This window comes from Anaerococcus tetradius ATCC 35098 (assembly GCF_000159095.1).
Classification (GTDB): Bacteria; Bacillota; Clostridia; order Tissierellales; family Peptoniphilaceae; genus Anaerococcus; species Anaerococcus tetradius.
The window spans coordinates 442,861-466,462 of record NZ_GG666296.1 but is presented as its reverse complement, the minus strand read 5'-3'; the positions used below and the strand labels follow the sequence as shown (position 1 = coordinate 466,462).

At 36.7% G+C, this 23,602-nt stretch carries 5 protein-coding genes; all 5 read right to left on the bottom strand.

Annotated features, from left to right (window positions below):
• Nucleotides 1-1,080 (bottom strand): Rib/alpha-like domain-containing protein (locus HMPREF0077_RS05130; protein WP_004836912.1); only part of this gene is annotated, 1,080 nt, incomplete at its 3' end.
• Nucleotides 1,023-4,874, bottom strand: coding sequence for an InlB B-repeat-containing protein (locus HMPREF0077_RS10360; RefSeq protein ID WP_004836911.1), 3,852 nt, complete (start codon nt 4,872-4,874; stop codon nt 1,023-1,025). The genes HMPREF0077_RS10360 and HMPREF0077_RS05130, both read right to left, overlap by 58 nt.
• A 312-nt stretch (nt 4,875-5,186) precedes the next feature.
• Nucleotides 5,187-5,384 (bottom strand): hypothetical protein, encoded by a 198-nt coding sequence (locus HMPREF0077_RS05120; RefSeq protein ID WP_040349438.1) that lies wholly within the window; start codon nt 5,382-5,384, stop codon nt 5,187-5,189.
• 11 nt (nt 5,385-5,395) lie between these two features.
• Nucleotides 5,396-13,099: an InlB B-repeat-containing protein gene (locus tag HMPREF0077_RS05115; RefSeq protein ID WP_004836909.1), complete on the bottom strand. Its 7,704-nt coding sequence runs from the start codon at nt 13,097-13,099 to the stop codon at nt 5,396-5,398.
• Between the two features lie 387 nt (nt 13,100-13,486).
• Nucleotides 13,487-23,515 carry an InlB B-repeat-containing protein gene (locus HMPREF0077_RS05110; RefSeq protein ID WP_040349437.1) on the bottom strand — a complete coding sequence of 3,343 codons (10,029 nt, stop codon included), beginning with the start codon at nt 23,513-23,515 and terminating at the stop codon, nt 13,487-13,489.
• Nucleotides 23,516-23,602: the final 87 nt, after the last annotated feature.

Genomic DNA, 23,602 nt, shown 5'->3' with positions numbered 1-23,602 from the left:
GCCTGGTTGTGGTTCTGGTGTCGGAGTTGGTGTTTCTCCGCCACTTCCACCTGGATTTGGATTTGGATTTGGACATAGGCCACATTCCTTATACTTAGCAAGAATAGTAGTTTTCTTTGTATATTTGTATGGTTGATTTAATTTGAAATCAGAGTTGACTTCTGTTTCATCTTGGCTCATAGTCCATTTATCAAAGGCATATCCATCTTGAACCTTCCACCAACTTTGCGGTATTATAAGCTCCTTATTAGGATTTACCCAATAGGTTGATGAAGTTCTACTTTCTGCCTTCTCTCCTGTATCAACTATAACCACCACATATGATTCTGGAACATTTTCTGGTTTTTCTGTTCCACTTTGACGAATGATATCTGGATACTCCTTTTCATAGTAAGCGGTAATTGTAGTTACATTGTCAGTAAACTTTTTACCATCACTAAGCTTGTACTCTTTATCTCCTATTTGCCATTTTTTGAACACATAATTGCCACTTCCACTAGGATTTACTATAGGAAGATTAACAACTTTAGCTGGATTTACCCAGAAAGTTCTCTTAAATCTTGTGTTCTCAGTGGCCTTGTCTGTTGGATCTACTATTACCTTGACATAGTTGTCAGGGTGTTTAGCAGATCCATCATGATCTTCTATTATATCAGCTGTTACACTTATAGGAACTTCGACAACAACAGTTTTACCATTTGGATATTTAACCAAAACTTTGGCTGTAACATCTCCACCCTCATCTACCTTTGGATGTCCATCATCAGTATAAGTATAAGTCGTTCCATCTGGTTGCTTATCCTTATTTTCTATCAAGTCACCAGCTTCTGGTGTAGTTCCTATTGGGGTTGTAACATTTTTCTTAGGTTTTGGGGCTTCTTGTAATTTTTCAGCCTTTACACTTGTCTTATAGACAGCTGTTATTTCTGTATCTTGGGTGAATGTCCCCTTAATATTTCCATCATTCCAACTAGCTATAGTGCCTTTGGTTGTTTGCCAACCTATAAATTCATAAGTGTATGTTATATTATTTGAATCAGTTTCTTCATCTCCTTCTGGAGTTTCACTAATAGTAACCACTTTTTTGGGTTTACAAAATAATATTTAACATTCTTATCCTTAGCCTTTTCTGTAGGAATAAGCTTAACTGTTACATAGCCTGCTGGTTTATCATTTCTATTTCCATTCTTATCTTTTTCTGGAATTACATCATCAAGCTCTTTGAAGCTAAAGGTATATGTTTTATCCTCAGTAATCTTCTCAGCTTTAAATGTATAATCCCAAGTACCGCCTTTTTCAGTATATCCTTCATTTGGATTTTTAATAATATTATTAGCTGTGTTTGTTAAGTCTATATCTACATTAGGTTTTACATAGTAAACTGTAGTACCTGATAGAGATCCATTAGAATCTGGCTTAAATGTTACTGTAAAGTAGCCAGCTGGTTTATCTGAACCATCTGTTTTTCCTTGAGGAATAATATTGCCAAGCTTTTTATATTGAGCAGTTATTGTTGTATTTTCCTCAGTAAATGTTTGAGTTAGGTTTTTATCCCATTTGATAAACTCATAGCCTGTAGATGGCTTAACTGTTGGAGCTGGGACTGTTACTTCTTTGTTTGGTTTTACATAGTAAACTGTCTTGCCTGTTAATGCTTCACCATTAGCTCCCTTATCAAAGGTAACTGTTAGATATCCTGCTGGTTTATCAGTTCCATCAGTTTTTTCTTGTGGTATTACATCACCTTTTGCGTTGTACTTAGCCTTGATTACATCTCCATTCTTGTATTGGATATTTTTTTCGATTTGGGTATCCCAAGTTGAAAATTCAAAGCCCGTATTAGGGTTAACTTCTGGAGCTTGGTCTTTTAAGCTTACTGCCTTATTAGGATTGATGAAAAGAACTTTCTCAGTCTTCTCTGTACCCTTGATTTTTCCATTGGCTTCAGTTGAGAATGTTACTTTGATATAGCCATCAGGTTGTTTATTCTTGCTACCATCAGTATTTTCCTCAGGAATAACATCTCCTATACTTTCATATTTTGCTTTAACTATCTTGTCAGCTTTAATTTCGAAAGCATCTTCTGTATCCCAACCAGTAAATTTATAGCCAACTTCTGCTTTTGCTTCTGGCTTTTTAATGTTAGTATCACCTAATTTTACAAAAGGATTAGCTTTAGGGTTTACATAGTAAATAGCCTGTCCTTTTATTTCTTTTCCATGCTCTCCCTTATCAAAGCTAAGAGTTACATAGCCTTCTGGTTTGGCATTTGGCTTATCCTCATCATTTGTAGATGGGATTATGTCTTCAAGCTTTTTAAAGTTTCCTTTAACTGTTGTGTCTTCTGTATATTTCTTAGCTGTTGTAGTATCTTGATTCCATTTTTCAAACTCATAGCCTGTATCAGCTGCTGTTTTTGGTTGAGGAACTGTTACTTCTTTAGCTGGATTTACATAGTAGACGGTAATTTCGCTATCAGCAATCTTTCCACCTGTGGCAGGGTCAATTACAAAAGTTACTGTCTTGTAGCCAGCTGGTTTTTTGCTTTCTGTGCCATCTGGATTTTTACTTGGAATGACATCTTTAAGACCATTAAAGGTTCCTGTAATTGTTGTGTCCTTATCATAAACTGTAGGTCTAGTCGCATCATTATCCCATGCTCCAAAATTAAAGCCTGTATTAGCCTTGGTTGTTGGAGGGGTGATTGTTACATATTCTGTTGGGTTTACATAGAATTTATAAACACCTTCTATTGAACCCTTTGTTTTGTCATCATCTTTTATAACAAAGGTTACTTCCTTGTAGCCTTCAGGCTTTTTATTTGTATTACCTTCACCATCTTTTTCGGGAATAACATTGTCAATCTTTGTTGGCTTTGCTGTTACTACAATATCAGCATCTGCGATTACAAGGCTGTCTTCCTTATCCCACATATCAAACTTGTAACCAGTTTGTGCTTCGTATGCTGGTTTTACAAGTTCTTCATTTCCAAGGGTAATGCCTGCATTTTTCTTTACATAGTAGGCTTTTTGTTCTTTTAACTTCAATCCTTTTTCTGCTTCAAATGTTATTTTTATATATCCCTCTGGTCTTACAACTTTAGGGTCATCTAAATTCGTTGGATCAAAAGGAATTATATTATCTGATTCAGTATAAGTTGCTGTAATTGTTGTAGCTTCGGTAAATCTCTTAGGAGTACTTGGAGTATATTTATCTCCAGTAGCCTCTTCTCCTAATTTCCATTCCTTAAATGTGAAGTATTGTTTGCCCACTGGATTTTTAACTGGGATAGTTACATCTTTTTCAGGATTAACCCAGTAAATCTTTTCAGCCTTTGTTTCATCTGTCGCCTTGTCTGTAGGAACGAATTTTACCTCGACATAGTTATTTGGAACAGATTGAGGTTTATCCTTTCCTTCTTGAGGGATTACATCAGATACATATTGGGCTACAATTGTACTTTCACTTTTAAATTGTGTCCTTGGTTTATCTTTTAATTTATATTCCGCTTCTCCCATTGTCCACTTAACAAACTTGTTATCGCCAATACCTTCTGGGTCACTTCCTGGAATCACTACTTTTGCTTGAGGATTTACATAGTAGTAAGTCTTTTGTGGATCTTTTGCCTTAGTAGTTGGATCAACAGTTACTTTTACATAAGAGTCAGGAACATAGTAAGGCTTTTCTGCTAGGGTCTTTGCTTCGTAGATGTTTTTTATAACCTTAATAGGAACATTTACAGTCTTGGTCTTGCCATTTGCGAAAGTTACTTTAGCTGTTAAGCTTTCACTTCTACTTGGTTCTCCTTTAGGATTAGTTTTTTCACTTAGCAAATCATAAAGTTTGTTATTAAGCTCAGCAGGAGTATAGGCATTTCCTGTATCTCCTAATATATCTACCTTATCATTTTCAGCTAATTGGGCTTCACTTCCATCTTCTTTTTTAATCTTGATTTGGTTTTTTATGGTAGACAAATCAGGTATGAAGTTATTTACGAAAGTATCGCCTTCTTTGTAGGACTCATTAACGACAAGCTCATGGCTAACTAGGTCATTATTATCCCAGATAGCATAGAAAGTCTTAGCTTCTTTTATATTTTTTATAGCTTCACTAAAGTCTTCCTTGGAGAGCACTGACCCATCTTTACTTTCTGACCAACCCATAAAGGTCTCGAGGTCCTTTTTTGGCTCTTCTACTTTTTCAGTCAAATCATTATCGAAGTCAACTTCTTTGACAATCTTTTGCTCTTTACCTTCTTCTGTAATAGAAGCAAACTTGCCACCATTAGCATCAAAGGTTACAGGCAAGATTTCTGTCATAGTAAGCCTACCACCATTTATGACATCGTATTTTAAATCATATTTGTAGGTCTTATCCTTATAAGAGATTCTATGTTTATCCCTATCAAGAGTATAAGTATCAGTGGAGTCAGGGTCCGGATCTGCTACATCAACCGTTGGGCTTGTGTCCAAATTTTTAGGACCATACTCGCTGTTTTCTCCAGGATTATCTGGATCTGGCTTGTCATTTCTTATAATCGTCTTTCCTGTATCATTTTTTGGAAAACTATAAATTCCATAATTTTCTGAGTCTGTTTCATTCCCAGGAAGGAAAGATCCATCTACTTTAGGTCTATCTTCTTCTTTTACTTCTGTATTCCACTTAGAAGTAAATTTAGTAGAAGCTAGCTGTTGTATAGTTAGTTTTAGAGTAATGTTTCCTATTACCTCTCCACTTGTAGGATCTGGACGACCGTATTCATATGAGCTTTTTCCAGACTCATTTATTTCTACAGTAAGAAGTTTTACATGGTTTGAAACATTCTTATCTAGTGATACTTCGTATCTATATGGTTTTAAATCAGATGAATACAAGGGTAACTTTACTGATTTTCCATACCCATCAATCCATTTATAATTTCCCTTACCATCAACTTTTAGACCAAATGTAGTTCCAGTACTTTTACCATTTTCATATTGCTGTTCAAGTACAATTTGCGCCTTATTTTTATTTCCATCTATATCTTTGCCAAAGACTCCAGCCCAGTCAAAGTCCTTATCATCAAGTCCTCTTGCATCAAAATCCGCACTTACATTAGCGAAGAATTTTGCTTTTTGCTGATCATCAGGTTCTTGTTTAGGGAAGTAAGGAGATCTAAATAAGCGTGCTCCCCTTTCTACTCTAATTTACCTTCTGTTTCGTGCTTGTCTTCTATTTGCTTCTATAATAGTTTTATTATCCAACTTGGGGTAGGAGCTAACATCAATGCTAGCCACCTTTACTAAGTTGTCTTGGTAGTTATCCTTAGCTAGCCCCTCAGTTGGGTTAACTGCAGCACAAATCATGCTAATGCTAAGTACTGCAGTTATTATTCCCTTCTTCAAATAGTGCCTCCTTAATCTATTACTATTTCTGTAACATCTGATTCTGATGTAATTTCTCCATCTTTTACTTTTACTGCCTTAAATCTAATAATGTCACCACTTTGGAGGGAATCACCTTTAAAGTCAAAGACTTTCTTCTTGATTTCTACAAGCTTTCTCCTTCTTCTAACCTTGAAAGTTTTAATTCCAGATTCGTACTCAGTTTCAACTTCATTACCTTCTACATCGCTTCTAACTATACTTAGCCTACCCTCTGCTCCTTCAGATAATTCATTGATCTCGACATATTTATCTCCAGCATTAGCCTTGAAGATTTCTATAAATGGTTTATCTTCGTTTTGATTGATAATTATTTCATCTTTTACAAAGATACCCCTTATATAAACTTTTTCTTCTCCATCTTTTTTCGCTACTTGCTCCCATTTATTCTTTTCTTCTTCGTTAGCTTGGTCATCAGGATTTCCAGATGTCCAACCCTTGAAGTCGTAATCTTTGTCAGTCTTTACAAACAATGGTGATCTTATAGTAACTTCTTTTCCTTTCTTGACGAAGAACTTGTAAGCTCCATCAAGATATGCCTTGTCAGTATTAGCTACCTTGTACTCAACAAGGACAGTTCCTTCAGGCTGTTCTTGTTTGATTTCATCATCATCTCTATCTGCTTTATCTACAGGAATTACATCTCCCATAAGCTCGTATTGGGCAGTAAATTCGATAGATTGACCTTTTAGTTCGAGTTTTTTATCCCAAGCAGATTCTCCATCTTTAGCCTTATAATATTTGTCTGCCTTGATTGTTGGAACTTCCATTCCCTTTTCTTTGGCTTTCTCGAAGCTATAGTTTTTGGCAATCTTGTAGGTTTTTTCGCCTGGATCAAGCTTACCATGGCTACCCTTCTTGAAACTTACCTTGATGAATTTATCTTCAATCTTATCCCCGTCTTTTATTTCTTGAACTGGGTCTTGCCAGATGGCAACTAAGTTTTTATCTTCGGTGATTGGGCTTGTTAAATCAAAGTAAGATTCTTTATCTTCTTTGTCTTTTTCTTTCCAGCCCATAAAGACCTTTCCTTCTTGCTTAGGCTCAGCAAAAGCTTTTAATTTATCATTATGCTTAACTTTTTGATCATCAATCTTAGATCCACCATTACTATCAAATGTCACAGTATGCTCTACTGGCTTCCATTGGGCTGTGGCTGTTCTTGCTTTTTCAAGTTTAACTAGATCTCCTGCTTGGTAAATTTTTTCTTCACCATCAAGCTTCCAGCCTGCAAATGTTGCATTTTCTTTTGTTAGTCCATCTGGTCTTGCAAGTCTAACACTTTTTCCATAATCTACTGTAATTGCTTCTGGAACTGTTCCTTTCGCACCCTCGCCAGCTTTGTAAGTTAATGTTAGCTCGTCTAGCTTAAATCTAGCCTCATATTTTCTTTCGCTTGTAATTGAATCTTTAGTATTGATATCTTCATACCATCTATCAAAGACGTAGTTTGCGCTAGGCTTAGTCTTTGGAACTGCTAATTGATTATCTTTTGCTTTTTGTCCGTCTGCTAGTTCTACAAGTTTAATGTCAGCTTTTGGATTTACATAGTAGATTTTTTCTAATTTATCTCCTTCAAGCTTGCCCATATTTCCATCTTTACTTATGAAGCTTACTTTTACATATCCATCTGGCTTTTTAACATTGTCGTCTGTTTTTTCTACTATATCTTTTGTCTTTGTAAAATTAAAAGTAAATTCAGTTTCTTTAGGAGTAAATTTGTCTTTTAATTTTTTAGTTTCGCTTGTATCCCAATCTCCGCTTATATATCCAACATCTGGAATCTTTATAATATTTCCAGCAGTTTCAGTCATATCTACTTCAACTTCTGGTGATACATAATATGTGAAGCTTCCGCTTAGGGTATTGCCAAGCTTGCCACCTGTGCCAGCTTTGAAGATTACCTTTACATAATTGTCTAAGGCTTCTTTTGGTTTTTGACCTTTTGGCCCTGCTTCTAGTATTGGTTCGTGAACTTCTACAGGAATTACTATAGGATTGTCATTTGTTCCTTGTGTAGTACCATCTTTGTATTTTATGATTACCTTGGCTTCTGATTTTCCTACAGTATTTGGATTTGGTGTTGAGATAACGTCTATTGATTCAATCTCTTTATCCTCTTGAGGAGTGATTTGTTTAATTAAATCATCATTTGTTATTTCTTTACCTTGTGGGGTGTGAAGCTCTTTGGTCTCAGTTGGCTTGAGTATGTCAAACCAAGCGATTTTTTGTGAGTAAGATGCTTCTATGACTGTAACCTTATCGGTGTACCTATGCTTAGCTATGTCTATTTTTGTAGGTTCAACCTTTTGTAACTTATCATCAGCTTCGCCTGTCTGTACGATTTGCCATTTCTTAAAGTCATAGCTTGCTTTTTTCCTGCCAAAGATTGGTATAGTTACATCTTGGTCAGTTTTTCCTGTTGGATTTGTCACATCTATTGTTACTTCCTTAGTAGGATTAACCCAGAAAGTTTTTTTGAAGGTTGTTTCATCTGTAGCCTTATCAGTTGTTTCAACTATTACTTTTACATAAGAATCTGGTACGTCTGGTTTCTTGTTTGGATCTGTTTGTTCAACTACGTCCTTAGCATCACTTGGACTTATAACTGTATCTTCAATAAACTTGTGACGCTTTGTAAAATCAAAAATTCCGTTTTCGTTTTGAGCAACCCTATCAGCTGTCCAATTGATAAATGTTGAAGAACCATCAGTTTTAACTTCTGGAATTTCTACCCATGCATTTTTGTTTACATAGTAAATCTTGTCGTCTTTATCGTTAAAGTCTTTGCTTGCTTTTACTGTAACTTTTACATAATTACCAGTTACATCGCTTAATCCACCATCTTTTGCTTCTTTTCCTTCAGCTTCTTTTAAGAATAGTGGTTTGTCGCCAGCCTTGTTAAGGGCTTCGTAAACATTTTTGTAAACTGTGATTGGTATATCAAGCTCTTGTGGGTCTTTGCCATCTTTGAAAGTAACTTTAGCCTTGATATTTACTTTGCGAACAAGCTCATCCTTGTCGAGAGCTTTCTTTTCATTTACTAATTCAAAGACTTGATCATCAGTTGTTAATTCATTGCCAGCTTCGTCATATAATTTTATTTCAGTTCCTGCTGGAAGATCTTTTACTTGATCTTTTTCTCTCCAAACTAATTGTGCTTTTAATTGGTCAATAGTTGGAGCAAAGTTATTTGTCCATTTTCCATTTGGATCTTTGAAGGCTTCTGTCCTTACTAGTCCAGATGCGCTTAGACCTGACCATTCAAAGTAAGCTGTGAAGGTGTGGTCTTCGTTGATAATTGTATCTTTGTTTAATAATGGACTCTTATCCCACTTAACAAATTTCTTGCCAGTTTCTGGAGTGATGTAATACTTATCTTTATCTACAGTTTCGCCTTCTGCAAGTTCTTTTGGAACTGGAAGCAAGTCTGATTTAAGTCCCTTGATTACATCATAGTAAAGTTCTTTAATATCTTTACCATCTTTATCCTTACCAAAGGATCCGCCCTTGTCTGCCTTGAAGATTACTCTTACATAGCCTTTTGGAGTTGGGTCTTTAGGATTTTTTACTTCTATTACTCTTGCGTCTTTGTAGTAGAAGTAAATTTCATCTGAGCCTGTGCCATTTATGCCCAAAAATTCGTGGGTATTCTCGTTTACATCGTAGAAGAGCTGTTGTTGAGGGTCACTTGCTAGGGTCCATCCAGGTATGTGACGGTAGTTTCTTGCGTCGTAGTGACGACAATTGCTTGTTACTTCTTCCTTGTCGATTATCTTGTATTGGTCGAGGATTTTTTCCAAGTCCGCTCTCTTAGCCTCAAATGTTTCTTTGTTTTTAGTATTTGCTTCTAATAGCTTATCGCCTGTTAGGTTTTGAGTATCTGTAAGTTTCAAATCACTAAAGAATTTATCAACCTCAGCCCTGCCTTTTTCGTCAAGGTAGTTGACCTTATAGTTACGGGTCCTAAATGGTCTGTAGTAGAATCTAAAGACATTTTCTGGATTTGGTTTATAGACAGGATTATCTTCAGTACCTACATTAATATTGTCTTTGACTCTGAAGGTTTGGAAGTAGGTGTTGTTTAATTTGACACGTTCATTGTATTTTTCGTATTCTTGTTTTAAATCAACCTCTTTACCATTTTCCTTATAAGTGCCGTGGAGTTTTTTCATTAACTCAGTATTACTTGCGAGGATCCAGTGTTCGTCTTGCTTTTCTCCTGTTGCTGGAACGTAGTCATCTACACGCTTGTAGGAAAGGCTGTTAGGTTCTGGGTTTGGATACTTGGATGTGTCTAGAACTAGCTTTTCGTCCTTATCAGTCTTTTGGTTCTTTAGGTAGTAGTGGTAAACTTTTACCTCTGCTCTCTTGTTTTCAACCCAAATTGCCTTTAGGTATATCGGAGCAACAACATCTGTTCCGAAGGAATAAAGTTCTGGTACCTTGTATCTATTACGATATGAGTTGTCAATTATATTAGTATAGTTGCCATCTTTATCCTTAGTGTATCGAATTACTTCCCAACCCAAGAAGTCATAACCGTAACGAGTAGGTTTTGGAAGCTTATTAAGTTTTTGTTTTTGAACCACGGTAAAGATTTGTGTACCATCCTTGGCAGTTTCATTTTCATAGCCTGCGACAGGATAGGTCTTTTCTTCCTCTTGACCAATGTCCCCTTCTTTTATGGTTTTCTTCTCAGTTGTAAGGTCTTCTAGACCTATTTCATTGAGCTCTCCTCCATTAGGGTCAATAGTTACCTTCCATTTATAGTCTGGCTCATCCCAAATAGCGTAGAGGTTTAATGGATGGAAAGGCATTGTTTCTTTTGGGTTTTTCCAAACCATCTTATTTCCAGCTGGATCTAGGGCCCAACCCTTAAATACCATTTGGTCTGATAGGCCTTCTGGTCTTTTTACCCTGTAGTTGCCTTTTTTATCTTGGAAGAATTTACTAGGGTCATTTTTATCCCTTTGCAAGAGGTCGTAGAGGCCTAGTTTGTATAAGTTGTTAGGATTATCTAGTAAATTTGCAGGATTTTTCCCATCATCAAGTTTTTTGTATTCATCATTGTCATCGACATCAGGGCTTAGACATTTTAGTGGGAATTCGTAGAAGGTTTCTAGGGCGTTTGCCTTATTTTTTTCTGCTTCTGATCCATTTTCATTAGGGTAGAAAAACTCAGTATCTGCCTTAATCTTTGTTGGGTCGTAGTTGAACCTTAGTGGATACTTATTACGTTTGTAATGGAATTGAAGGTAGCCGTTTTCTTTAAAACCACTTTCTTCTCCGCCTAAAGGATCGCCAAATTCGTCGGCATTACTAAAGAAGGCTGGTATAAATTTTAGTTCGCCTACGTGTGAGTTGATACCAAATATATTATAGTAAGCCTTGCCATTGCCAGGATATGGAGTAATCTCTTCACGCTCGTCGTTTAGTTCATCAATCCTATCTTCATTGACTCTGCCATCCTCCTGACTTTCCTCTTGAATATATTGTCCATAAGGAGTGAAACCTGTAACTATAGGGTATTTGTGGGTATACCCTGGGTCAGCTGTATCTGCCTTAGTCCTAACAAGGTCATAACGTATGATGGTTTCTCCATCCTTAAAGCCGTCCATCCAAAAGTCCATGTGGTGAGGGATGGATGGTTTTTCCTGTTTTATACCGAAGGAAAGGGTTTTGAAGTCTAACGGATCTAAGTCTATGTTTGTGCCATCGCCCTTATCTATATGCTTAGTATAGCCGCCCAAGTTATTATAGTTAGCCATGTCAAGGAACTGGTCTGCATTAAGTCTATAAGGTGGTGTGTCAAGGTGAACTGGCCACTTAGGGCTATCATAGTTTGGTCCCCAGCCAAAGCTTTGGTAGCCTTCTGTAAAACCCTTGGTTTGCATGGCATCATTTGGCCACTTATACATCATCTCGTTGAATCTCGCCTTGTAGTGGTAAAGATTGCCAGGTCCACCTAGTTTTACAAGTTCGTTCTTTTTTTGGTCACGACCCCAAATCTCTGGATAGAAGGTTTCTTTATCGGAGAGGGCATTGGACTTTGTGAAGTAGAGGTCATAGACTTGTCTGTCGTAGTAGATGTTGTAGACGGTCTTACCTGTGGCTGAAACTGCCTTGGTTATCGTTGGTTGTTTAGGGTCAGCATTTTCTTTATCTGTTAAGTCTTTGTTGTAGACAAAGAACTTGTTTATATAAGGAGTGCTGCCACGATTGAATTTATCGCCTTTCCAAATCTTATTAAGACGAGCTTGATCTAAGTCTGGGAATTTTAGTCCATTTACAGGTTCCTTATCTAATTCTGGTCTTTTGCCTGTGTCTTGTTGTTTATAAACACGAGTGCTCATATATTCATATTTTTCTAAAATAGATGCACCATCAGCATGGTCTGCCTTTTCAACCCAAAACTGTACAGCATAGTCAGCCTTTTCCTTATCCTTCCACACTGCTGTGAAGGTTAGCTTTTCTCTTGGGATATACTTGCCGTCCCCTAGTTTAAGGGCTGGCATTTTTAGTTTTATTTCTTTTTGATTGTTTCCCTTTACAGGGTCGCCGTTTTTAACAATGTATTTACCACTGCCATCTTTTTTATAGAAAGTATTACCCAAATCGACTATGGTATTACCCTTCGCATCTTTAATGATTTCACCTTTTTTATATTTATTTCCATCAGCATCTACTAAATCATGAGAAGGCTTCCAACCTTGGAATTCACATCCTTCCTTTGTAGGGATGCTATTTTCATCTATCTTAGGTATCTCTTGGTCATAATAGTAAGTCCTAGTTGGAAGTGGTGTACCATCTACGGTGTCAAAAACTACATCGTAGGCTGCACGGTTATAGCGATACTCAATCTTAAAATCAGATGTATCTTCTGGGATTTGGGTCTTTAGCTTGGTAACTTGTGGTTCAAAACCAGGCCTTTCATTTTCTGGCAAGGCTTGAACCTCTAGGGTAGAACCAGTATTACCATTTAACTTGCTAATAGTTTCATGGTCTCTGACAAAGGCTTGGTATTTTTCTTTTTGTTCTTTATCTTTTAGATCATACTTTGTTACTCTACCTTCTTCGTCTATAACTGTTCCATCATTTTTAGTAATAGTCCCATCTTTGTTGGTAAACTTATTAAAGTCTTCCATATTTTGGAAAACATGCTTAACGAGAACAGTATTTTGCATAGCCGTATATTTGTATTCATCAAGGGCTAGGTATCTGTCCCCATTATCATAAGTTTTGTTTCCGTCCTTAGCCTTGTCTACGATTTTTTTATAATCATTCTTAAAAGAACGGGTCCATCTAGGTTTTTCGTAGCCTGCCATGTCTGGTAGGTCTATTTTCTTATTTACCTTGGCTTGTTCTTCTTTATTTGCATTTGCTCCGACACTTGCTACATAGGGTTGGTAGTTTACACTATACTTTTCTCCCTTTTCTGCCTTGTAGTCGGTACGCAAGGTGTAGATAGCAGGTAAAGGAGCTTCCTTTACATATTCCTCAGATTTTTCTGGCCTTGCTATATTAACAGGCGTCTTCTCGTTTATTATCTTATCCTTATCCTTTGCTAGGTTTTGATAATTATATTCATACTTATCATCAGATGTCGTTTCATCACTAGCAAAAGCAGGGGCAATGTTTGATACCATCATTGTTGTGGCTATCAACAGAGCCATAAACTTCCTTATAACTTTCACAAATCCTCCTCCTATTTATTAGTAATTTTGTGTTTATTTACATAATTGTCCATTTGATTACATTATACACTATCTAAAAATTAAAGGAAACTTTTTATACGAATTTAATTGTTCTAAGCTTAGATTTTTTTTATTTTATTATAAATGGCTATTTTTCTAAAACTGAAAAATACAAGCTAAAAAAATATGCTAATATACATAAAATTAATAAATATTTCTAAAATATTAATTGACAAATTTAAGGAAACTAGCTTAGCTAGCAAATTTTTTCTCATCTTCCTTATAAAATGATAAAAAAAATACCAGAGTAAGCTTGATACTCACTCTGGTATTTACTCGACTTATTTTTGGAAAAAGTCGAACTAATTATTTCTTTTTGCTTAATACATATCCTATGGCGCTAATAGTAATTATTGTTAGGTAGACGCTAAGGTTGCTTCTTATGCCTGTCTTGACTTTGCTAAAGACTCTTTTGTTAGAGCCCTTGCTACTTGCGCTAGGATGTCTTGTGGTTATAACTTTTGGATTTCCTTCATTAGAAGTAGATGCTACGGAGCTTATTGTGCCTTTGTCATCTTCATCTTCTGAATTATCATCGCTTCCTTTTGTGCTTGGTGGAGTTTGATTGTCTCCTCCTTGCTTATCAGTAGATTCTTTATTTTCAGTATCTCCTCTTTGACCATCCTTACCAGCTTGTCCATCTTGTGGTTTTGCTCCGCCTGGATTATGGGTATTATCATCAGAGCCATTCTTGCCATTATCTTGTGTTTTTCCTTTGCCTTGATTATTTCCTGATGTTGAATCAGGTTTTGGCCTTGGACAAGATCCTGGTGATGGACTAGGAGTTTTGATTTTCTCGAAGACTGCCTCAATATGGCTTTCATAGGCTTCGAATTTGTGCTTTTTGCCTTCTAGGTCGAAGTTAGAAGTAATATCCTTAAAGCCTTTGTCTTCTTCTTTTTTCTTCTCACTAAGCTTCCATCCCTTAAAGCTATATCCATCCTTAGCTGATGGATCAACTTCGCCTAAGTCTACTTCCTTGTCAGGATTTACCCAATAGATAGTCTTCCTTGGCTTTCTAGCAAGTTTGGTCCTATCGACTACTACTTTGACATAGTTGTCTGGTACTTGTGGTTTTTCTTCTCCTGTTTGGATAAGAACATCATCGACAAACCTAGCTCTAATTACATTAATCGCATCAGTAAAGCTTGTGCCATTCTCACTGTCATAGGCTTCATAAGGCTTATCTCCCTTCCTAACTTCCCAGCCTAGGAAGGTCTTTCCTTCTACTGGGTCAATCTTAGGTAGTTGTATTTTCCTTATATCATCAGCATTTTCTGAAATCTTGACTGCGTAATAGTGTTCTTGGGAATCCTTGTTATCAGTCGTAGGCACTACGATTACTTGGACGTAACCATCAGGTACATTTGTATTATTTTCTGGATTGCTCTTATCTAGTTCGAAAATATTATCAACTACTATTACTTTAACTATCGCCTCAATTGTTCTTCCATCTTTTAGGCTTATCGTAACATCAACATTATGTGCTTTTACTTCATCAACATTAGGTTCTGTATACTCTATCTTATCCTCGTCTGTTAGATGATATGGCTTGCCATCTTCTTCAATTTCGATTACACTTCTATAATCTTCTTCGGAAGGCTGACATCCCTTAGCAGTTATAATCTCATTACCATAAGCGTTTATATTACCATATCTTGGAACATAAGGCATCGTATAATTTGCCTTTATTTCTGTATTTTTGATAAAGACTGATCTTAGGCTCTTTTCCCAATCTAAGAATTGCCAGCCATCTTTTCCTTGTGGCTTGTAGTCAGGAATTGTAACTTCAACTCTTGGCCTTACCCAATAGATTTTTTCTTGATCATCTGACTTATCAGTTGGATCTAGGCTCACCTTTACATAGTCATCTGGAACTTCTGGTTTTTCTTCTCCTTCTTGAGGAACGACTTTTCCTACGACCTTGTATCCTACTTCTATTTCCTTCTTTTCTCCGTTTGGATATTCAACAACTATAGTTGTTTTTCCTTCATGAGGTGAATCAGTCTTTGGATCTTTGCCTTCCTTGAAGGTAAACTTAGTTCCTGGTGGAAGCTTGTCCTTTTTATCTGGATTCTTGTCATCGTAGTCGTTTTTGATGAAGTCCCTAGGATCTGGATTTTCATCTTCTGGAATTAGTAGGCCTTCATTAGCTTCTGGCTTAATATTTTCACCTTCGCTATAGCTTGCTTTGATTGTCGTATCAGCCTTGAAGGTATCTTTTATTTCGTTGTCGTAAGTTTTATCACTATTTTCTACTTGCCACTTGCTGAAGCTATAGGTCTTCGTTATTTCTCCTTGCTTATCGGCTTTTCCACTTGGAGCTTTAACAGGGAAGCTTACTTCTGCTTCTGGGTTTACCCAGTAGGTTTTTACAAAGTAGGTGTTTTCTGTTGCCTTGTCTGTTGTGTCTATTACTACTTTTACATAGTTTGCTGGCACTTCTGGCTTGTCATCTCCTTCTTGTGGAACGATGTTATCTACTACTTTTATTGGTACTTCGATTACTACGATTTTGCCGTTTGGATATTCTATCTTGATTTTGGCTGTTGGTCTGCCTGGCTTGCTTGTGTCAGGTTCGCCATCTTCGTAGCTTATCTTTGTTCCTTTTGCTAGTGGATTATCACCTTTACCTGGAATATTTGCTATTAGTTCCTCAGCTTCTAGTTTCTTTCCTAGTGGAACTACTATTTTCTTCTTTGCATTTGGAGCAGGAAGAAGTTCTCCCATATTTCCTGAAGTTTTTACTGTATAAGTCGCTTCTAGGACTGTTTCTTCTTTGAATTGTCCCTTTACTTTACCTGTATAGGTCGCTACGCTTCCTTTTGTTACTTTCCATTCTTTGAAGGTGTAGCTTGTTTTGTAGCCTTTGTGAGCTTTGTCTTCAACAGTTTTTCCTTCTGGATTATCGAATGGGATTTCTACTTCTTCTCTTGGATTTACCCAATATGATTTTTCTGTAGAATCTTTTGCCTTGTCGGTTGGAACTAGGCTTACTTTTACAAATCCTTTTGGTATTGGTTGACCCTCTCCATCAGGAATTACATTCTTGGCTTCTTTGAAGTGGTAGACAAATAGTTTGTCCTTGAAGAACAATTTGCTTAATAAGCCTGTTTCGTCTTTCCAATTTCCTCCATCTGCTGTATAGGCTGGGTTTGGTTTTTTGACTAGGTCTTTTGTTAGTTTTTCTACTAATCCTTCATTAATTTTAAGGTCTGGGTGAAGGTAGTATAGTTTTTGGTCGATTGTTTGACCTTTTTCTTCTAGGCTTCCATTTTTGTCAGCTTTGAATACTACTGCTATATATCCCTCTGGTTTTTTGTTTTCTATATTGCCATCTTTGGCTGGGATATATTTGTCTAGTTCTTTGAAGCTTCCTTTTACTTTTGTATCTGTTGAATACTCAGCTTTTTCACTTGTATTCTTATCCCATGTGTCAAACTCATAGCCAATTTCTGCCTTGGTTTGTGGTTGTGGGATTGTTACTTCGGTATTTGGTTTTACATAGTAGGTTGTTGTTTGTCCGTCTACTATTTTTCCACCTTTTCCTTCTATTTCAAAGTTTACTTCTACATAGTCAGCTGGTTTTTCTGAATCATCTGTCTTGGTCTTTGGTATTACAGAATCAATTGGGTTAAAGTTTGCTGTGATTGTTGTATCTTTATCGTAGATATTAAATTCTGTAGCATTCTTATCCCAACCTGCAAAGGTATAACCTGTATCGGCCTTGGTGCTTGGTGGGGTTAGTTTTACATACTTGGTTGGATTTACATAATAGATTTTTTCTTCTATTTTCTTTCCATCTTTTTCTAGCTGACCATGTTCCCCTGCAACAAATTTTACTTCTACATAACCGTCTGGTTTGTCTTCTCCATCTTTCTTTTCGATTGTAGGTGGAAGTTGCCTTGATGTTGCTTTTATTGTTACATCTTCTGTTATGTTTTTGATTTCTGGGCCATTGTCCCATTTGTCAAACTTGTATCCTACTTTAGGGCTTGCTGTTGGATATTTGATTGGTGTTTGATCATCGAGTTTTAGTGTACTTCCATCTTTTACATAGTAGTAGTTAACATCACTTAATTCCAATCCGTTATCAGCTTCAAATTTTACCCTGTGATAGCCTTGTGGTTTTGCTATTGGGTTTTCTGGCTTGTATGGGATAACATCCGCATCTTTTTCCCACTGAGCTGTGGCTGTTGTGTTTTTGTTTAGGGTTATCTCATCTCCAGCTTGGTAGATTTCATCTCCTATTTTCCAGCCTTTGAATGTGTGGTCTTTTTTACTAATGCCTTTATCGCTTGCAAGTCTTATTTTTGTGCCTTTTGCTCTTGTTACTGTTTCTGGAGCTGTACCTTGGGCATCTTCTCCTATTTCATAGTTTAGGCTTACTTGACCTTTGGCGAATTTTGCTACATATTTTCTATCACCTGTGATTGGGTTTTCTAGGTCTAGGTCTTCTACCCATTTGGTGAAAGTGTAGTCTTTATCAGCGATAGCTTCTGGTACTGCAAGTTCTTTATCAGATGCTTGTTCATTTTTACCTAGAACTTTTAGTTTGATGCCTGCTTGTGGGTTTACATAGTAGGTGATTTCTTTTTTGTCGCCTTCTAGTTTGCCATTCTCATCAGCCTTGAAGCTTACTTTTACAAATCCTTTTGGTATTGGTTGACCCTCTCCATCAGGAATTACATTCTTGGCTTCCTTGAAGTGGTAGACAAATAGTTTGTCCTTGAAGAACAATTTGCTTAATAAGCCTGTTTCGTCTTTCCAAGATCCACCGTCTGCTGTGTAGGCTGGGTTTGCGACTTTTTCTATTCCTTGTGTTAAGTCCTTCACATAGTCAATTTTCGCCTTTGGATTTACATAGTAAACTTTTTGGTCAATAAAATTATTTTGTTCATCAGCTAGCCAACCATTTTTATCTGCCCTAAAGACTATTCTTATATATCCATTAGGTTTATCTTTTTCGTCTTTATCTTTTGCTGGTATATATGCAGGGAGGGCTTTGAAAGAACCTTTTATAGTTGTTACTTGGTCTTTGTATTTTCTTGGAGTTGTTGTATCTGGTTCCCATTTGTCAAACTCATAGCCTATGTCTGCCTTGGTTTGTGGTTGTGGGATTGTTACTTCGGTATTTGGTTTTACATAGTAGGTTTTTGCTTGTCCGTCTACTATTTTTCCACCTTCTCCGTCTATCGCAAAGTTTACTTCTACGAAGCCAGCTGGTTTTTCGGAGTCGTCATCCTTTGTTTTTGCTATTACAGAATCAATTTGGTTAAAGCTTGCTTTTATTGTTGTATCTGTATCGTAGATATTAAATTCTTTAGCATTCTTATCCCAGCCTGCAAATACATAACCTGTATCTGCTTTTGTGCTTGGTGGGGTTAGTTTTGCATACTTGTTTGGATTTACAAAGAATGTATTTGTTTCTTTTCCTAAGTTTCCATTTGCCCCTGCTACGAAGGTTACTTTTACGAAGCCCGCTGGTTTTTCTGAATCGTCGTCCTTAGTTTTTGGCACTACATCATTAACTTCTCTTGCCTTAGCTGTTAGTTCAATGTCTGTCTTTATTTCTGTTGATTCGTCTTTATCCCACTTGTTGAAACTATAGCCAGTTTCTTCTGCATATGTTGGGTATCCTAACACTTTATTATCTTTTATTTCTTTTAAGCTTATTCCCTTGTCAGCTTTTACATAATAGGCTCTTTCCTCGGTGAGGCTTAGGCCTTTGTCAGCCTTAAATGTTACTCTCACATAGCCAGATGGTCTTGTGATTGGATCTTTTGGATTGTATGAGATGATATTTTCATCATCAGTCCATTTAGCTTTAGCTTTTTGAGCCTTGGTTAGGGTAATTTTAGCTCCTGGCTTGTAGATTGTTCCTTCTATATCCCAACCTATGAATTTGGCATCTTTTTTGCTTATGCCTTCATCTGTTGCAAGCCTTAGGCTTGTGCCGTAAGGAACTTTCTTAGTTTCTGGAGCTTTTCCACTTCCACCGTTTAGGTCGTAGGTTAAGCTTACTTCAGTTTTTCCAAAGATTGCAACATATTCCCTATTTCCAGTTATTGGTGTGGTTTTGTCAATAGCTTCAAACCATTTGATGAATTTGTAATTTTCATCTGGCTTTGTATCTGGTACTTGAAGTTCTTTCTCGCCTGCTTGACCATCTACTAGTTTGATGCCTGCTTGTGGGTTTACATAGTAGGTGATTTCTTTTTTGTCGCCTTCTAGTTTGCCATTTTCGTCAGCCTTGAAGCTTACTTTTACAAATCCGTCTGGTATTGGTTGACCATTTCCTTCAGCTATTATATTTTGGGCTTCTTTGAAGTGGTAGACATATAGTTTGTCCTTGGTGAAGAGTTTACTTAGTAAGCCTGTTTCGTCTTTCCAAGATCCACCGTCTGCTGTGTAGGCTGGGTTTGCGACTTTTTCTATTCCTTGTGTTAAGTCCTTCACATAGTCAATTTTCGCCTTTGGATTTACATAGTAAACTTTTTGGTCAATAAAATTATTTTGTTCATCAGCTAGCCAACCATTTTTATCTGCCCTAAAGACTATTCTTATATATCCATTAGGTTTATCTTTTTCGTCTTTATCTTTTGCTGGTATATATGCAGGGAGGGCTTTGAAGGAACCTTTTATTGTTGTTACTTTGTCTGTGTATTTTCTTGGAGTTGTTGTATCTGGTTCCCATTTGTCAAACTCATAGCCTATGTCTGCCTTGGTTTGTGGTTGTGGGATTGTTACTTCGGTATTTGGTTTTACATAGTAGGTTGTTGGTTGTCCGTCTACTATTTTTCCACCTTTTCCTTCTATTTCAAAGTTTACTTCTACGAAGCCCGCTGGTTTTTCTGAATCGTCATCCTTGGTCTTTGGTATTACAGAATCAATTGGGTTAAAGTTTGCTGTGATTGTTGTACCTGTATCGTAGATATTAAATTCTGTAGCATTCTTATCCCAACCTGCAAAGGTATAACCAGTATCGGCCTTGGTGCTTGGTGGGGTTAGTTTTACATACTTGGTTGGATTTACATAGTATGTTTTTTCTTCAACGCTACCATGTTCCCCTGCAACAAATTTTACTTCTACATATCTGTCTGGCTTTTTAGTATTTTCATCAATTTTTGCTATTACATCATCAAATTTTGTGGCTTTTGCCCTCACTAGGATATCTTTGTCGATAAGTGTGTCATCCTTATAATCCCACTTGTCAAATTTGTAGCCTATGTCATTATTTACAGAAGGTTTTTCAATCGCCTTATTTCCTAGATTGATTTTTGCTTCCTTCCTTATATAGTAGGCTTTTTCTTGACCAAGGCTTAGACCTTCGTCTGCCTTAAAGCTTACCCTCACATAGCCTTCTGGTCTTGTGATTGGTTCTTTTGGATCATAGGCTATAATATCTTTCTTATCTTCCTTATATATAGCTTGGATCTCTGTATCTTTTTGGAACTTAAATCTATATTTAAAGTTATAGTCCACCTTTCCATCAGACCATTTTTCAAAAGTATATTTCTTGGCATCTTCTGGACTTGGGTCTTTTTCTGGAATTATCAGCTTTGCCTTTGGATTTACATAATAAGTTTTTGTTTGCTTATCAGTCGCATTATCAGTTGGGTCAACTGTTACTTTAACAAAACCTTTCAAGAAGTCATCTTTATTTACGATATTTGGTTTGCTCTTGCTATCAAGGGCCCTGTAAATATTTTTGTAAACTAAGACTGGAATAGCAAATTCTTTGCTAGACTTATCATTAAAGTTGATTTTGACCCTTATACTTGTCTTGATTGGCTCTGGGTCAGAAGGTTGATCCCTATAAAGAGGATCTTCCTTTAGCTTTTCATAAATAGCCTCATCGTCATCAAGTATTTGGTAAGACTCGTAATCAGGCATCTTTCTAAAGTCTTCTAGGGCCTTATCGTAATCAGCCTTAGTTAGCATAAAGTTGTTGATATAGCTATCTCCATCCTTAGCTGATTCAAAGACCTTGATAGGACTTATTTCCGGATACTTTCTTTCTATAAAGTTAATCTCGAAGGTGTAATCCTTGCTTATAACTGTATAAGGATCAAGCAAGCCACTTGTAGGATTGCCTTCTTGCGACCAGTTACCTATTTGATAGCCAGGATCTGCGATAAGGTCTGCGTCATTCTTATCTTTTTTACCCTCATTAGTAGGAACATGGGCTTTGGCAAAGTACAAACCATCAATAACATCGTAATGGACTTCCTTGATTGGCTTGCCATGTTCATCCTTACCGAATGAACCATGGTCTTTTGCTATAAAGCTTACCCTATGATAGCCTTTTGGTGGTTTATCGCCATTATTTTTGATAACCCTAATATCCTTGTAGTAGAAGTTGACTTGAGCATTTTCTAAATCATCTCCAACATCTACTCCATTTATTTTTAGAAGCTTGTTATTTTCTTCATTTACATCGAAAACAAGTTGAACTTGAGGCTTGCTTACAAGTTTAAAACCTGGGATTGACCTAAAGTTTCTCGCATCGTAGTGTCTGTTACCATTTAATACATCATCCTGATCCATTATTGGCTTGGTCAAGTTTGTATTTGGCTTTCCAACACTTGGGTATTTTTTTGTATCATTAAGGTCGGCATTATTATCTACGAGTAGGTAATTTACCTTGTATTCCCTCTTACGATATGGCTTATAGAAAAATTGCAACTCATTGTAGGCATTTGGGGAAGTGGTAGGATCAACCTTGATGTTTTGATAGTAGGTATTTACCCCATCGCTTGAATCAGCATTTCTATTATCAGCTATGGCAGATTTCTCTTTAAGCTTAGCCCTGTATTGTGTAAAGGTGTTTTTGACATCTTCTGGTGCTTGGTCAAGATCCTTATCTGCTACTAGGGTTAGCTTTTCGCCTTGGAGTCTTGCAAAGTAGAAGGCAAAAGTACCCTCTCTTTGATTTTCCAAAATATTAGTTTCTGTCTTTACTTCATTTAGCTTATCGTCTAATATATGATCTTTTATCTTAACATCATAGAGGTTGTTCTTTGCCCAAATAGCCTTTAGGTAAACATCCGAATATACTTCACTTTCGAAAGTATATTGGCGAGGTAGATGATATTTTTGTTTGAATGAATCATCAACTTCGCTAGTATCGTCTCCCTTGCTATCTTTTTTATATACTACATGCTCCCAACCCATAAAATCATAACCAGGTCTTCTAGGTATGGCTGGGGATTTTATAGATAAACCATTATCAACAAGAAAGACTTGCTTGCCAGAAGTCGAAGTCTTATCTTCTGTAGGGAGTTTGTACTTCTTATTTTCCTTAATACTTGTCCTTACGTCATCGCCAACATCATACTTGATACTCTTTAGGTCATTAGCCTTTATCATGTACTTAGTAGTTTCACCAGCATCCAAGCCTAAATCGAAAGTAACTTTCCTCTTGGTATCACATCCCCATTTAGCATAGAGGGTAATATTGCGAGCTGGCATGGTATAATTTCCATCCCTAACTAGGCTAGTGCCCTCAGGGTTTAAGGACCAACCCAAAAACTTCCAGGACTTTGGCACCCAAGCAGGCTTTTCTGGAACCCTATTGTCTATGATATGCTCTTGATCATATTCTTCCCTTGCCTCTTTGTTTTCTTCATCAGACTTATCATAATCAAAGTTGTAAACTCCGTCTAGCCACCTTAGTGGATGTTGGTAAGGGACTGATTCTTTTTCTGATTTTTTGTAGGAAGTATCATCCCTAACCTTTCTTGGGTCATTGTTAAAGTTTATTGTGTAGGACTTGCGTGAATATTCAAATTCTAGATTGTAATTTTGATCAAATTCTATCGGTTCAACATTTTCTTTTTCTTGATTATTTTCTTCCTTGTTTTTATCTTCTTGATTGCCCTCTTGATTATTCTCTTCCTTATTTTCATCTTGATTCTCTTCTTCTTGATCATTCTCAACTTTTTCAGGAAACTGACCTAAAAATCTTATCTTATATTTTTCATTATAGAGGTCTTCATAGTTTTTTACATCTTCTCTTGGGGCTCCTATAAATTTTAGGTAGGTCTTAAATTCCTCTAACCTATCACTATCCTCATCATTTAGTCCTTCCCAATCATCCTTATCCTTCGCTTCTTTTCTTTTTGTTTTCTCATTTTTTGGCTCAAAGCCTTCTATATCAGGCGGAGTGAAATCATAATCACCTAAAGGGGAATCAAATTTCCTATAATGTAGGGCAAAGTCGTGGAGGGATTCTACATGTTCGCCTTCAACTTCAAAACCAGGATAGGTATCCATAATAAACTGAACTTGGTAAGGTACGCTTTGATCACTTGAATCTATACCAAAGCACATCTCCCTTTCTCCTAATGGCCTTTCGCCATTATCGCCAAGGGGAAGTGTCTTTGAGTAACCACCCTTTTTTTTATCTTTAATATCGCT